Genomic DNA, 13,306 nt, shown 5'->3' on the forward strand with positions numbered 1-13,306 from the left:
CCACATCCTCATCACGCGGACGATCACTCTCCGACCGCACCCGCTTGTAATGGTTGTAGACCGCGACCGACAACGCCTTCTTCGCCTGCTCCTGACCGATCACATAGGAGTCGAGGAATTCGTAGATTTCGCGGGGCTTGGGAAGGCTGTCCCATTTGAGCTCGGTGGCGTCCGCGAGTTCCTCTTCGATGATCTCGTTACAGAGGTCGATACATTCGTCGCAGATGTAGACGCCCGGGCCGGCAATGAGCTTCTTCACCTGCTTCTGACTCTTGCCGCAGAACGAGCACTTCAGCAGGTCTCCGCCGTCGCCGATGCGTGCCACCCAGCTACTCCTTAAAACGTAGGCCACCCCGTCACCGGGCCACGTCGCGTGGTGCCGTGGCGCCCGTCTGGCGGACACCCCTCCCGTAGGCGGTGGCGAGCCCTTGTCGCGAGCAGGCTACCGCTTTTCAGGATAAGCGCTCCACGCCGAAGGATTAACAGGGTGAGCTGTGCGTCGTCCTGTCGAGCCTAAGCGAAGAAGTGGGCCGGCTTCACCGCACGCCGCCGTCGGCGTGTGCGTGGGCCGGCCCGCTTCGTCACTCGGTGCCCGTGTTCCGACCCTACTTGGCCGACGCCTTGCGGTACGGCATCACGTCGTCGACGATCCCGTACTCCTTGGCCTCGTGCGCGGTGAGGATCTTGTCCCGCTCGATGTCCCGGGACACCTCCTCCTCGGTGCGCCCGGTGTGCCGGGCCAGCGCGGTCTCCAGCTGCTTGCGGATCCGCATGATCTCGTTGGCCTGGATCTCGATGTCGCTGGCCTGGCCGTAGCTGCCCTCGGTCGCGGGCTGGTGGATCAGGATCCGCGAGTTGGGCAGGCAGGCCCGCTTGCCGGGGGTGCCGGCGGCCAGCAGCACCGCGGCGGCCGAGGCCGCCTGGCCGACGCAGACCGTCTGGATGTCCGGGCGGACGAACTGCATCGTGTCGTAGATGGCCATGAGCGAGGTGAACGACCCGCCGGGCGAGTTGATGTACATCTGGATGTCGCGGTCGGAGTCGATGTGCTCCAGCGTCATCAGCTGCGCGATGATGTCGTTCGCCGAGGTGTCGTCGATCTGCACCCCGACGAAGATGATCCGCTCCTCGAAGAGCTTGTTGTACGGGTTCATCTCCTTGACGCCGTACGTCGTGCGCTCGACGAAGGAGGGGATGATGTAACGGCTCTGCGGGCTCCGGGGAGCCACACCGTAGGGGTCGGGGTTGAGGTTGTATGCGGTCATGTTCTGGCCTTCCACGCTGCGCATGTCCAGACGGGGCGGTTCGTCGGGGTCACCCGGCGGGGTCGTGAGCTAGTTGGCGCCTCCGGACGTGACGTCCAGGGTGTCGGCCAGAACCTCGTCGATGAAGCCGTACTCCTTGGCCTCGGCGGCCGTGAACCACCGGTCCCGGTCGGCGTCCTTGTCGATCTGCTCCAGCGTCTGGCCGGTGTGCAGGGCGACCCGGTCCAGGAACATCTTCTTCACGTACAGCAGCTGGTCGGCCAGGATGCGGATGTCGGAGGCGGTACCGCCGATCCCGCCGGAGGGCTGGTGCATCATGACGCGGGTGTGCGGCAGCGCGTAGCGCTTGCCGGGGGTGCCCGCGCAGAGCAGCAGCTGGCCCATGGAGGCGGCCAGGCCCATGCCCACGGTGCGGACGTCGTTGGGGATGTACTGCATGATGTCGTAGATCGCCATGCCCGCGGTCACCGAACCGCCGGGCGAGTTGATGTACAGCGTGATGTCCCGCTGGCGGTCCTCGGCGGAGAGCAGCAGTAGTTCGCCCACGATGCGGTTGGCGATGTCGTCGTCGACCTGCTGGCCGAGGAAGACGATGCGCTCGCGCAGCAGACGCTGCGTCGTCTGATCGAACATCGGGGGAAGAGGCGACTCGGCCGTACGGGCATCGATTCGCATGGACTCGTAGAAGGTCGGCGGCACTCTCGTCACCTGCTCCGGAATCGAAACGGTTGCGACGCTTGCGACACTAACGCGCTTCCCGGACTCGCTCGCACGGATCGAGCCCCTGTTCGCTTTGAGCGCAGGTGCCACCGGGCGCAACCTGCGGTTTCCGCAGCCAGCGAACGGGAGAGCCCCGCCGCGCGACGGTTGTCGCGCGGCGGGGCTCTCCGTGACGGTGGGCGGCGGCCGCTCGGCTAGGACTTCGCCTCGGGCTGCTCGCCGCCGCCGGCCTCGGTGGTCTCGGCGGACTCCGCCGCCGCCTCCTCGGCGGGCTCCGCGGCCTCGGCCGCCGGAGCCTCCTCCGCCGGCTCGGCCTGCTCGGCGGTCTCCGGCTTGACCTCGTTGCCCGACTCGTCGGTGACCTTGGCCTTGCTGGCGATCAGGTCCATGGCCTTGCCGCGCACGACCTCGGTGTAGGCGACGCGGATCTGGTTGGACTCCACCAGGTGCTGGGCCAGCTGGTCCGGCGAGACGCCCATGCGCTGCGCCTGGTTCACCACGTACTCGGTCAGCTCGGAGTTGTCCGCGGCCAGCTCCTCCTGGATGGCGAGCTGGTCCAGCACGAACCCGGCCTTGACGGCGGAGGTGGCGCCCTGGGTCAGCTCCTCCTCGAACTCCTCCTCGGTCTGCTCGCGCGACTCCAGGTAGGCCTCCTTGGTGAGACCGCTCTGGCTCAGCTGCTGCTCCAGCGACTCGCGCCGGCGGTTGACCTCCTCCTGGACCACGCTCTCCGGCAGCGGGATGTCCACGGAGTCGACCAGCTTCTCCAGCGCGCGGTCGCGGGCCTGGGAGAGCTGCTGGAGGCGGCGGACCTGCTCCAGACGGGCGCGGACGTCGGCGCGCAGCTCCTCGATGGTGTCGAACTCGCTCGCCATCTGGGCGAACTCGTCGTCCAGCTCCGGGAGCTCCTTCACCTTGACGCTGTGCACGGTGACGGTCACGTCAGCCTCGCGGCCCTCGTACTCGCCACCGACCAGCTTGGTGGAGAAGGTCGCCGACTCGCCGGCCGACAGCCCCTCCAGGGCCGCGTCGAGGCCCTCCAGCATCTGGTTGGTGCCGATCTCGTAGGAGATGCCGCTGGCCTGCACGTCGTCCAGCTTCTCACCGTCGATGGCGGCGGACAGGTCGATCGAGACGTGGTCGCCGGTCTGCGCGGGGCGCTCGGCCCCGGTCAGGGTGGCGAAGCGCTCCCGCAGGTTGCCGACCTGGTCGTCGACCTGCTCGTCGCTCACCTCGGCGTCGTCGACCGTGACTTCGAGGCCCTCGTAGCCGGTGACCTCGAACTTCGGCCGGACGTCGACCTCGGCGGTGAAGGCGAGCTGCTCACCGTCCTCCAGCCGGGTGATCTCGACCTCCGGCTGCCCGAGGGCGAAGACGTCCTCCTTCTGGACGGCCTCGTTGTAGAGCTCCGGGACCGCGTGGTTCACCGCTTCACTGATGACCGCACCGCGGCCGACGTAGCGGTCGATCAGCCGAGCCGGCGCCTTCCCCGGGCGGAAACCCTTGATCCGGACCTGCTTGGCGAGCGACTTGTATGTCACGTCGAAGGCGTGGTCGAGTTCCTCGAACGGAACCTCGATGGTCAGCTTGACCCGGGTCGGGCTGAGCTCCTCGACATCGGTCTTCACGGGGCGGTACTCCTAGATTTCCGGCTGTTTTCCGGTACGACCCGGCACAGGGCACGGCACACGGCCACGCCGCGGACGCGACGGCCGGCGGGCACCGACTGCGGGACGTCACAAGACACGAGAGACTAGATCTCTGACGTGATTCTCGGATCCTTGCTAATCACGCCAAGTCTAGGGCAGACACACGCGCCCTCACGGCCACCGGAGGAGCCTCCCCGGGACCGTGGAGCGTTTCGTCGGGGAGGCGGGATTCGAACCCGCGGCCTCATGCTCCCAAAGCATGCGCGCTAACCAAGCTGCGCTACTCCCCGTGAACCGCGCGCGGTGCGCCCCTTCGTGTGCGAGCCACGCTCCGGAGACTGTACTCTGGTCCCCGTCGGCGCAACGAGTCTAGAGGAAACTCAAGGCAGCCGACGCCATGCGGGCGTAGTTCAATGGTAGAACCCCAGCCTTCCAAGCTGGTCGTGCGGGTTCGATTCCCGTCGCCCGCTCCATGACGCCGAAGGGCCAGGTCAACCGGAGAGTTCCGGCTACCTGGCCCTTCGTCACAGGGACCCGCGTCGAGGCGCTGTGTGCCCGCTACGTGCCCGATGCTCGGGTGGGGACCTCTCCGATGATCGAATCGTTGTCGTCCTCGCTGGGGTCGGCGGTGTCTTCTCTGCGCTTCCTGGGGCTGCCCGGGGTGGCCGCCGGCGGGAGCGCCGGCGGCCCGGGCGGTGCCGGGTATGTTGAGAGACCGGGCACCGTTCGCCCGTTCCGACCGGGGCCGCGACCATCGCGCCGCGGACGTCGCGGCCGCACCAGTGCCGGGCTGATTGGTGGATGATGACGAGTTCCGATCCGACGGACGCCCCGGAGCACTCGCTCGCGCTCTCCTGGTTCGCCGAGCCGGAGTCCGCCGAGGCGCCGGTCGTCGTGACCGGTGTCTTCGACGTGCTGCACGTCGGGCACGTCCGCTTCCTGACCGCGCTGCGCGAGCACGGCCGCCCGCTGCTGGTGGGGGTCGAGGACGACGACCGCGTCCGGGACTGGAAGGGGCCGGGCCGGCCGGTCAACCGGGCGGCCGAGCGCGCCGAGATGCTCGCCGCGCTGGGCTGCGTGGACGGCGTCTTCATCGTGTCCGGCCCTCCGGAGATCACCGACTGGCAGCGCTACGCCGACCTGCTCCGCCCGCTGCGCCCGGCCGCGCTCGGCTACACGGCGGGCGACCCCTACGCCGCGGCCAAGCGGCGCGGGGCGCACGCCCTCGGTGCCGAGGTATGGGAGCTCCCGCTCACGAAGGGCCGCTCCACCACCGCGACGCTGGGGTACATGTCCCGCTCACTCTGACCGGCCGCCCGGCCGGTGCGGTGCCGGGAGCGAGTCGCGGGGGCGGGCCCCGCGGGCGTGCGCCGGGGCCCGCCGCGCGGGGCTCAGTCGGCCAGCACGCGCTCCCGGACCAGCTCACCGACGCCCGGCCGCCCGAGGACGCGCGAGGCCGCGGCCACCGACGCCAGCGTGACGTGGTGGTGCCAGCCGCGGTACGAGCGCCCCTCGAAGTCGGTCAGCCCGAACCGCTCGCGCATACGACCCAGCTGCCGGTCGGCCACCGCGTGCGTCAGCCAGAGCTCGACGAGCTCCTGCGGCAGGCGCCGGTGCAGGTTCGTCACCCAGAACGACTCCGGCTGCGGCTGGCCGGCCGGCCAGCGCAGCAGCAGCCGCGCGGGGACCGACCGCGGCGGAGCCGGTCGGCGCGGCAGCGGCCCCCGGGCGGTCTGCGGGGAGATCGGCACGGTGAGCAGGTGCGACGAGCGCCCGCCGGCGGCCCGCCCCTCCAGCCCGGCCACCGGGCCGCGCGAGCGGGTCGCCAGGGCGTCGGCGAGGGCGGACACCCGCTGGGCCTCGGGCAGGCGGTGTGCCGCCCGCAGCGCGGCCGGCACCGGGACGCTGCGCCGGGCCGGGGAGGAGCCGTGGCCGAACCGCGCGGTGAAGGCGCTGTTGACCCGCAGCAGGTAGCCGACCCCCCGCTCGTGCAGGGCCGCGGCGAGCCGCTCGGCGTCGCCGCAGTGCCGCAGGTCGGCCACCACCGGCGCGGCGGGCAGCCGCCACTCCCGCACGGCCTCGTCGACGAGCTCCAGGACGAGCGCCCAGAGGGGGCGGTGCCGCTCCTCGTCGGGGAGGTAGGTCCTGCGGCGCCGGTCGGCGTCGCCGTCCCAGGCCCTCGGGAGCTGCAGCCGCCAGTTCAGCGGCAGGGCGCCGCCCCCGGCGCCCGCGGCGGACAGCGCGAGGCCGAGCTGGCAGTTGACCGCCCGGCCCAGCGATCCGGCGAACTGGTACTCCACCCCGACCGAGTGCCGTCCGGTCTTGGGGAAGACCACCTCGTTGACCACCCACGCCCGGGGGCGCAGGGCCGCGACCGCCCGCTCGGCGAGCCGGCCGCGGACGGGTCTCCAGTCCCACGGGCTCTGGTTGACGAACTGCTGGAGGCTCTGGTCGGCGCCGCGCTCCTCGACCAGTGCGGCCATGTTCTGGATGGACTTGCGCCCCCGGCAGCTGACGAGTCCGTGGATGTAGGCCAGTCCCCAGCGGCGCTGGTCGCGACGCGGCAGGGAGGACAGCAGGTCCTGGCACAGTTCGGTGAGTTCGTCGACCACCCGGCAACCCCTTCTTCATTTGCGGCCCGCCCCCGTACGGTCCGCGCTCCGGGCATTCGGCGCCGCAGCGCGACCACGGCGGGGATCACCTTCGTCGTGGGGAAATCACGGAATTCCCGGCGCCCGGACAGCGGGAAACACGGAGTGGAAGGGCGTCCGCCGACGGCGGGCGCCATTTCCCGCCGACGCGGCGCGGTGTGCGGAATTGCGGTGCGTCGAACCCCCGTCGCGCGACGTTTCCCCTGTACCTCCGCCCGCGCGTCCGGCGGGCGGTTCCACCGCGGCCGTCCCCCGCCGCCGGAATCGCTGACTTCCCCGGGATCATCCTTCGCCGACCGGAGATCGTTGGCAACACGGGGAAATGGCCGACTGTGGACTGGGTCCGGGGTGACCTCGAACGCCGCGCGAGAATTGCCGACAATTTCGCTTTCCACATCGCTCGGCATTTCCATTTCGAGATGGATATGACGCAGCGCGACGACCGAATCACCAACCGTAGCGCGCAGGTCGCGGGGCCGGTGTGCGGGAAGGTCGGTCCCGGCGCGCGTGTTGAGGTATCTGGCGCGCGGTCGCGCGCCACCGCGCGAATCGGGGTCAGGCAATGGCGATGATGATGGGTGGGCCGCCCTCCTTCCGGTCCCTCGTGAACGACGGCTCGGCCAAGGGGGCGAGTCTGACCCCCGGGACCGTCCGGCGGGTCGTCGGCTACGCATGGCCGCACTGGCGGGCCATCGCGGTATTCCTGGCGGTGACGTCGGTGGACGCCGCGATCATCGTGGCCAACCCGCTGCTGCTGCGGGCCGTCATCGACGACGGCATCGCGCACGGGGACCGGCAGCTGGTGACCGTCCTGGCGGTCGCGGTGGCCGGCCTAGCCGTGGTGGACGCGGCGCTGTCGCTGACCGGGCGGTGGCTGTCGGCCCGCATCGGCGAGGGCGTCATCTACCTGCTGCGCACCCAGGTGTTCGCCCATGTGCAGCGCATGCCGCTGGCGTTCTTCACCCGCACGCAGACCGGGTCGCTGATCAGCCGGCTCAACACCGACGTGGTGGGGGCGCAGCAGGCGATCACCTCCGTGCTGCAGTCCGTGGTCTCCAACGTGATCAGCACCGCGGCGGTCCTGGCGACCATGCTGGTGCTCTCCTGGCAGATCACCCTCGTGGCGCTGCTGCTGGTGCCGCTGTTCCTGGTGCCGGCCAAGCTCATCGGGCGCCGGCTCGCCCGGGTCTCGCGCGAGGGGATGCAGCTCAACGCCGAGATGAGCTCGCTCATGACCGAGCGGTTCAACGTCGGCGGCGCCATGCTGGTCAAGCTGTACGGCCGGCCCGAGGAGGAGGTGGCCGGATTCGCGGACCGCGCGGGGAAGGTACGCGACATCGGCGTCACCCAGAGCCTGATCGGCGGGCTGCTGTTCACGATGATCGGGCTGATCGCCTCCCTGGCCACCGCCGTGGTCTACGGTGCGGGCGGCAACCTGGTGGTGGCCGGGGCGTTCGAGCTGGGCACGCTGGTGGCGCTGACCACCCTGCTGGTCCGGCTGTACGGCCCGATCACCGCGCTGTCCAACGTGCAGGTGCAGGTCATGACCGCGCTGGTCAGCTTCGACCGGGTCTTCGAGATCCTCGACCTCCGGCCGATGATCGAGGAGCGGCCGGACGCGCGGGACCTCCCGGACGGCCCGCTGTCGGTGGAGTTCGACCAGGTCTCGTTCCGCTACCCCTCGGCCGCGGAGTCGTCGCTGGCGTCGCTGGAGCTGACCCCGCACACCGAGTCCCTGGACGACACGCAGGTGCTCAGCGAGGTGAGCCTGTCGGCGCGGCCCGGCCAGCTCGTCGCGCTCGTCGGCCCTTCGGGCGCGGGCAAGACCACGCTGACGCACCTGGTCTCGCGGCTGTACGATCCCACGTCGGGAACCGTCCGGATCGGCGGGGTGGACCTGCCCGACGTGCGGGGAGGGTCGCTCCGGGACGCCGTCGGCGTGGTCACCCAGGACACCCAGCTGTTCCATGACACGGTGGCCGCGAACCTGCGCTACGCCCGGCCGGACGCCACGGACGCGGAGCTGGCCGATGCCATGCGCGCCGCCCAGCTGGGCGGCCTGCTGGACGCGCTGCCCGACGGGCTGGACACGATGGTGGGCGACCGCGGTTACCGGCTCTCCGGCGGCGAGAAGCAGCGCCTGGCCATCGCCCGGCTGCTGCTGAAGGCGCCCGCCGTGGTGGTGCTGGACGAGGCCACCGCGCACCTGGACTCGGAGTCGGAGGCGGCGGTGCAGGAGGCGCTGCGCACCGCGCTCGCTGGGCGCACGTCGCTGGTGATCGCGCACCGGCTGGCCACAGTGCGGGAGGCCGACCAGATCCTCGTCCTGGAGGACGGCCGGATCCTGGAGCGCGGGACGCACGAGGAGCTGCTGGCCTACGGCGGGCTGTACACGGCGCTGTACCGGACCCAGTTCGCGGCCCAGGAGCGGGAGCGGCGCAGCACGACGGGCTCCGGGGGCGCGGGCTGAGGGGCCCGCGGGACGGACGGGGGCGGGTGTGCCGTGCACACCCGCCCCCGTCGTCACCCGCCGGCTACCCCGGCCCGGACCGCGCGGCCTACGCCTCGGCCGCGACGGGGTCCCGCTCCTCCGCCGGCCGCTCCGGCGCGTCCCCGACGGCGGTGGACAGCGGCTTCTCCACGAGGAAGAAGCTCAGGACGAACCCGATGAACGCCACCGGCAGCGCGAACAGGAAGATCGGCGGCAGCGCCCCGGCGAAGGCGTGCACGATGAAGTCGCGCGCCTCGCTCGGCAGCGCCCGCAGCATCTCCGGGGTCAGCGAGCTGAGCCCGGCCTCGCCGCCCTGCAGCCGCAGCCCGGCCAGCTGGGCGGGCGCGTCGGCCATCTGGTCGTTCAGCCGGGTGACGAACAGCGTTCCGAAGATCGAGATGCCGAAGGAGGCGCCGATCTGCCGGAAGTAGTTGTTCGCCGAGGTCGCCGTCCCCAGGTCGCGCTTGGGGGCGGTGTTCTGCACGATCAGCACCAGGTTCTGCATGACCATGCCGACGCCGGCGCCGAAGACGAGCATCCCGAAGGCGTTGTACAGATAGCTGCTGTCGGCGTCCATGCGGGACAGCAGCAGCAGGCCGACCATCATGATGCCGGTTCCGGCGATCGGCCACACCTTGTAGCGGCCGGTGGCGGAGATGATCCGCCCGGTGCTGATGGTGGCCGAGAGCATGCCCGCGACCATCGGCAGCGCCATCAGGCCCGACTCGGTGGCGGAGGCCCCGTTGACCATCTGGAAGAAGGTCGGCAGGTAGGAGACCGTGGAGAACATGCCCACGCCCACGGTGATCCCGATGAGGGCGGTCAGCACGAAGTCCCGGTCCCGGAACAGCCGCAGCGGGATGATCGGCTCGGAGGCGAACCGCTCGGCGACCACGAACAGCACGGCCGCCACGACGACGCCCGCGATCAGCGCCAGGATGACCGGGTCGCCCCACTCGTACTCGCCGCCGCCCCAGCTGGTCACCAGGACGATGCCGGCGCTGGCCGCCGCGAGCAGCACGGTGCCCAGGTAGTCGAGCTTGGGCCGGGGGCCCGAGCGCCGGGGGAGCTTGAGCACGACGGCGGTGACGACCAGGGCGGCCGCCCCCAGCGGCAGGTTGATGTAGAAGATCCAGCGCCAGTCGAGCTGGTCGGTGAACAGTCCGCCGAGCAGGGGGCCGCCGACCGAGGCGAGCCCGAAGACCCCACCCATGAAGCCCATGTACTTGCCGCGCTCGCGGGCCGAGACGACCTCGGCGATGATCGCCTGCGCGCCGATCATCAGTCCGCCGCCGCCGATGCCCTGGATGGCGCGGAAGATGATGAGCTGGGTCATGTCCTGGGCGATGCCGCACAGCACCGACCCCAGCAGGAAGACCACGATGGCGAACTGGAACACGCCCTTGCGGCCGAACAGGTCGCCGGCCTTGCCGTAGATCGGCATGCCGATGGTGGAGGCGAGCATGTAGGCCGTGACCACCCAGGAGAGGTGTTCGAGGCCGTTGAGTTCGCCGACGATGGTCGGCAGCGCGGTGGAGACGATGGTCTGGTCGAGGGCGGCCAGCAGCATGGTGAGCATCACGCCGACGAAGATCCAGGCGATCTGCCTCTTGCCGGGACCGTCCGACTCGGGCGTTGGTGCGGAGTCCGGTAAGGGTTGTTCCGCGCGGGTCGTGGTGGTCATGCGGGACTCGCTTTCCCGGTGAGTATGGTCAGCAGTGCATACCGGACACCCGACGCCGGCGCGGGCGCCCGGGGTCCGGGGGTGGACGCGGGGATGGTGCGGGGTCGCTGCCGGACGCGCCCGGGTGGTGGGCGGCCGCCAGCGCGGGCTGGGCGCGGGCGGTGTTCAGGTCCCGGCGGCCGTCCCGGTGGGGAAGGTCGGGTCAGAGCCCCTGTTCCAGGGCCTCGAAGGTGTCGGTCAGCAGTACACGGAGGTCGTCGCGCCCCTCGGAGCGCACCCAGCGCCGCATCGCGAACCGGAGGGCCGCGGTGGCGAGCGCGGCGATAAGCTGCGGCCGGACGTTGTCGGGCTCGTCGCCGATCCGGGCGGCGATGTCCTCGGCCAACTCCGCCTCGGTGGCGTGGAACGCCGACATGAACCGCTTCGCCAGGTGCGGCTCGTGTTCGAGGAGGGACTTGCGCCAGCGGATCTCCTCGGCGAAGGGCAGCGCGTCGTCCTCGGGGAGGGAGGAGGCGAGGTAGACCCGCAGGTCCTCGACCAGCTCGCCGGCGGGTCCGCCGTCGAGGAACACCGCGCGCGCCTCCGGTGTGGGGCCGGGCACCGCGAAGTCCAGGACGGCCTCCTCCTTGGCGGAAAAGTAGTTGAAGAAGGTCCGCGGGGAGACGTTGGCGGCGGCCGCGATCTCCTCGACGGTCACGTTCTCCAGCCCGCGCTCGGCCGCCAGCCGCAGTGCCGCACGCCGCAGATCCCGCCGCGTGGCCTGCTTCTTGCGCTCCCGCAGCCCCGTCGCATTCACGTCACCCACCCCGCCATTCTTGCATAGTGCGCAAGTTTTCACCAAACGAAAAGATGCACACTCCGCAGTCTTCCCCGTCCGTGGGAGATCAACAGCGCGGCACTCCACCGCATTCCGCCTCGGCGCGGTCGAATCCGACCCGGGTGCGTGGTTCCGCTCACACCTCCCGGCACGCCCGCGGCCGGCGCCCGCGCGCCGGACCAGCGTGGCGGAGATTCACCCCGCCGACCGCGGGCGCCCCCTGGTGGCTGGCGGGGCGGTCGAGCGCACGGCGGGCTCCGCCCGGATCACGGCGCGACGGCACGCGGGAAGCGGAGAGCGAAGCGCGGTCGAGGATGCCGGGCGGCGCGGGGCGGGGTCAACCGGTTTTCGCCCCGGCGCATGCGGAGGGCGGCCGGCGGGGCACGTACGTGCCCTGCCGGCCGCCCTCCGAGGTCTGCGGCGCGCGGTGCCGGTCACCCCGTCCTCGGCCCGGCGCGGTGGGAGGCGGGGATTCTCAGGCGGTCCGCTCGCTCATGAACCGCGCGAACTCGTCCAGGGAGATGAGCCCGTCACCGCTGGAGTCGAGGGCGCGGACGGCCTCGGCCGCACGCTCCTCGGTCACCGGCTCGCCGAGGCGCTCCATGAGGTCCCTCAGCTCCTCCGCCGAGATGCGGCCGTCGTCGTCGGTGTCCACCAGGTCGAAGGTCTGCGCGTACGCGCTGTTGTCTGCCACTGTGCCGTGCTTCCCCGAATCGGCCGGATGATCGCTGTCGGCCCGTACCCTACAGCGGGGACGGCGCGGCGGTACAGGTCGCGCGGGGCCGCACCGGCCGGAGTCCTCCGGTGCCGCGCCGGTCCACGGCTGGACCGTCGGCGGGGTCCGGCTGCCCGGGTGCGCCCCGTGGCCCGGGGCGCCGGTGGTCCATGCCGGACGACCGCCCCTGAACCCGCTCGTCAGCCGTCCGGACCACGGTGTCCCGGCCCCGCCCCCACGCGGACCGCCCCGGCACCGGGGATCCGGTCCGCGGAGCCGCGCGCGCCTGGTCGGGCCCCGGCGCTGGACGCCGCGGTCGGGCGCGACCTCCTGACCCGCGCCGGCCAGCCGGCCGCTGACGGCCGCTGACCAGCACACCGGCCCCCGCCAACGAGCTAGGCCCTCGCCTCCGCGCGGGCCCGGCCGCGCTTCCCCGCCTTCTTCGCCTGCTTCTTCGCCCGCTTCTTCTTCGCGCGTTTCGCGGCCTTGTCCTTTGGCTGCGGACCGGCCGGTTCCGGCGCCCGGTGGAGTGCGCCGGACTTCTTCCGTTTCCCCGGCTTCCTCGACGTGCTCGACTTCGGCGGTTCCGCTGGCTTCTCGGCCTTCCCGGCCGACTCCGCCGACCCAGCCTTCTCAGCCCTCGCGGCCTTTTTCCCGCGCTTCGCCTTCTTTGCCTTCTTCGGCTCTTCTGCCGCCTGCGGCTTCCGCAGCCGCTCCAGCCGTCCCACGTCCTGCGACCGGCCGGAGTCCCCCTCCGGTGCGCCCGCCGCGGCGCACACGTCCGTCCTGGCCCGCGCCGCCTCCCGGAGCCGCTCGCGCTCCCCGGCCTTCCCGCGCTTCCCCAGCTTCTCGGCCTTCTTCTGCTTCTTTGCCTTCTTGGGCTTCTTCGCGTTCTTCTGCTTCTTGGGCTGCTTGGGCCTCTTCGCGTCCTTGCTCGTCACGTGCGGTGCGAGGGAGGCGGGGATCTCGGCCACGCCCGGGCCGCCCGCCGCGATCCAGGCGTCCAGGTCGTCGATCAGCCGCTCCTCGGTGAGCTCGCCCAGCCACACCGGCCGCACTCCGGCGGCGCGGCCGGCCGCGGACGGCTGCACCACGACGACGTTGGCCTGGAAGCAGATGCCGAGGCACTTGCTCACCCGCACCGGAACCGGCCGGTCGGCGGGATCGCGCAGCGCGCTCAACCGCCGCAGCTGGCCGCGGTGGTCGACCCCCGGCCGCTTCTTCCTCGTCCCGCAGCAGCAGCCGCGGCACACCACGAGCCGAGCCGGCTGCCCAGACGGTGTCACGGCCACGCGCACCTCCCCCACGTTCCGG

At 71.4% G+C, this 13,306-nt stretch carries 11 protein-coding genes and 2 tRNA genes; 3 read left to right on the plus strand and 10 right to left on the minus strand.

Annotated features, from left to right (window positions below):
- From DEF28_RS09620 to DEF28_RS09640, 5 genes are all read right to left on the minus strand, one after another.
- A partial coding sequence (locus DEF28_RS09620; protein WP_309485807.1) for a ClpX C4-type zinc finger protein occupies window positions 1-325 on the minus strand: 325 nt, incomplete at its 3' end.
- A 280-nt stretch (window positions 326-605) separates the two neighbouring features.
- Window positions 606-1,265 carry an ATP-dependent Clp protease proteolytic subunit gene (locus DEF28_RS09625; protein WP_114397730.1) on the minus strand — a complete coding sequence of 220 codons (660 nt, stop codon included), beginning with the start codon at window positions 1,263-1,265 and terminating at the stop codon, window positions 606-608.
- A gap of 69 nt (window positions 1,266-1,334) precedes the next feature.
- The gene (locus tag DEF28_RS09630; RefSeq protein WP_114397731.1) at window positions 1,335-1,898 is read right to left on the minus strand and encodes a ClpP family protease; all 564 of its coding nucleotides are present in this window, start codon (window positions 1,896-1,898) and stop codon (window positions 1,335-1,337) included.
- Between the two features lie 281 nt (window positions 1,899-2,179).
- Window positions 2,180-3,613: a trigger factor gene (gene tig, locus DEF28_RS09635; RefSeq protein WP_114397732.1), complete on the minus strand. Its 1,434-nt coding sequence runs from the start codon at window positions 3,611-3,613 to the stop codon at window positions 2,180-2,182.
- 236 nt (window positions 3,614-3,849) lie between these two features.
- A tRNA-Pro gene (locus tag DEF28_RS09640) sits at window positions 3,850-3,924 on the minus strand.
- A gap of 109 nt (window positions 3,925-4,033) precedes the next feature.
- On the opposite strand from DEF28_RS09640, the gene DEF28_RS09645 reads away from it, so the two are divergent.
- Window positions 4,034-4,107, plus strand: a tRNA-Gly gene (locus DEF28_RS09645).
- A 331-nt stretch (window positions 4,108-4,438) separates the two neighbouring features.
- On the plus strand, window positions 4,439-4,942 hold the full coding sequence (locus tag DEF28_RS09650) for an adenylyltransferase/cytidyltransferase family protein (RefSeq protein WP_114397733.1): 504 nt from the start codon (window positions 4,439-4,441) through the stop codon (window positions 4,940-4,942).
- A gap of 83 nt (window positions 4,943-5,025) precedes the next feature.
- Here the strand turns inward: DEF28_RS09650 and DEF28_RS09655 are convergent, their stop codons facing one another.
- Window positions 5,026-6,246 (minus strand): IS701 family transposase, encoded by a 1,221-nt coding sequence (locus DEF28_RS09655; protein ID WP_114397734.1) that lies wholly within the window; start codon window positions 6,244-6,246, stop codon window positions 5,026-5,028.
- Between the two features lie 610 nt (window positions 6,247-6,856).
- Between DEF28_RS09655 and DEF28_RS09660 the strand changes: the two genes are divergently transcribed.
- Complete coding sequence (locus tag DEF28_RS09660) at window positions 6,857-8,755, plus strand: ABC transporter ATP-binding protein (protein WP_181874289.1); 1,899 nt, start codon at window positions 6,857-6,859, stop codon at window positions 8,753-8,755.
- An 88-nt stretch (window positions 8,756-8,843) separates the two neighbouring features.
- Here the strand turns inward: DEF28_RS09660 and DEF28_RS09665 are convergent, their stop codons facing one another.
- The 4 genes from DEF28_RS09665 to DEF28_RS28960 form a co-directional block, all read right to left on the minus strand.
- Window positions 8,844-10,460: an MDR family MFS transporter gene (locus tag DEF28_RS09665; protein ID WP_114397736.1), complete on the minus strand. Its 1,617-nt coding sequence runs from the start codon at window positions 10,458-10,460 to the stop codon at window positions 8,844-8,846.
- A gap of 202 nt (window positions 10,461-10,662) precedes the next feature.
- Window positions 10,663-11,265: a TetR/AcrR family transcriptional regulator gene (locus tag DEF28_RS09670; RefSeq protein WP_233515204.1), complete on the minus strand. Its 603-nt coding sequence runs from the start codon at window positions 11,263-11,265 to the stop codon at window positions 10,663-10,665.
- 487 nt (window positions 11,266-11,752) lie between these two features.
- On the minus strand, window positions 11,753-11,971 hold the full coding sequence (locus DEF28_RS09675) for an EF-hand domain-containing protein (RefSeq protein WP_114397737.1): 219 nt from the start codon (window positions 11,969-11,971) through the stop codon (window positions 11,753-11,755).
- A 416-nt stretch (window positions 11,972-12,387) separates the two neighbouring features.
- Entirely contained in the window at window positions 12,388-13,278 is an 891-nt protein-coding gene (locus tag DEF28_RS28960; protein WP_309485808.1) for a (2Fe-2S) ferredoxin domain-containing protein, read from the minus strand.
- Between the last annotated feature and the right edge of the window lie 28 nt (window positions 13,279-13,306).

Origin of the sequence: Marinitenerispora sediminis (genome assembly GCF_003336425.1) — a bacterium.
In the GTDB taxonomy this organism is placed as follows: domain Bacteria; phylum Actinomycetota; class Actinomycetes; order Streptosporangiales; family Streptosporangiaceae; genus Marinitenerispora; species Marinitenerispora sediminis.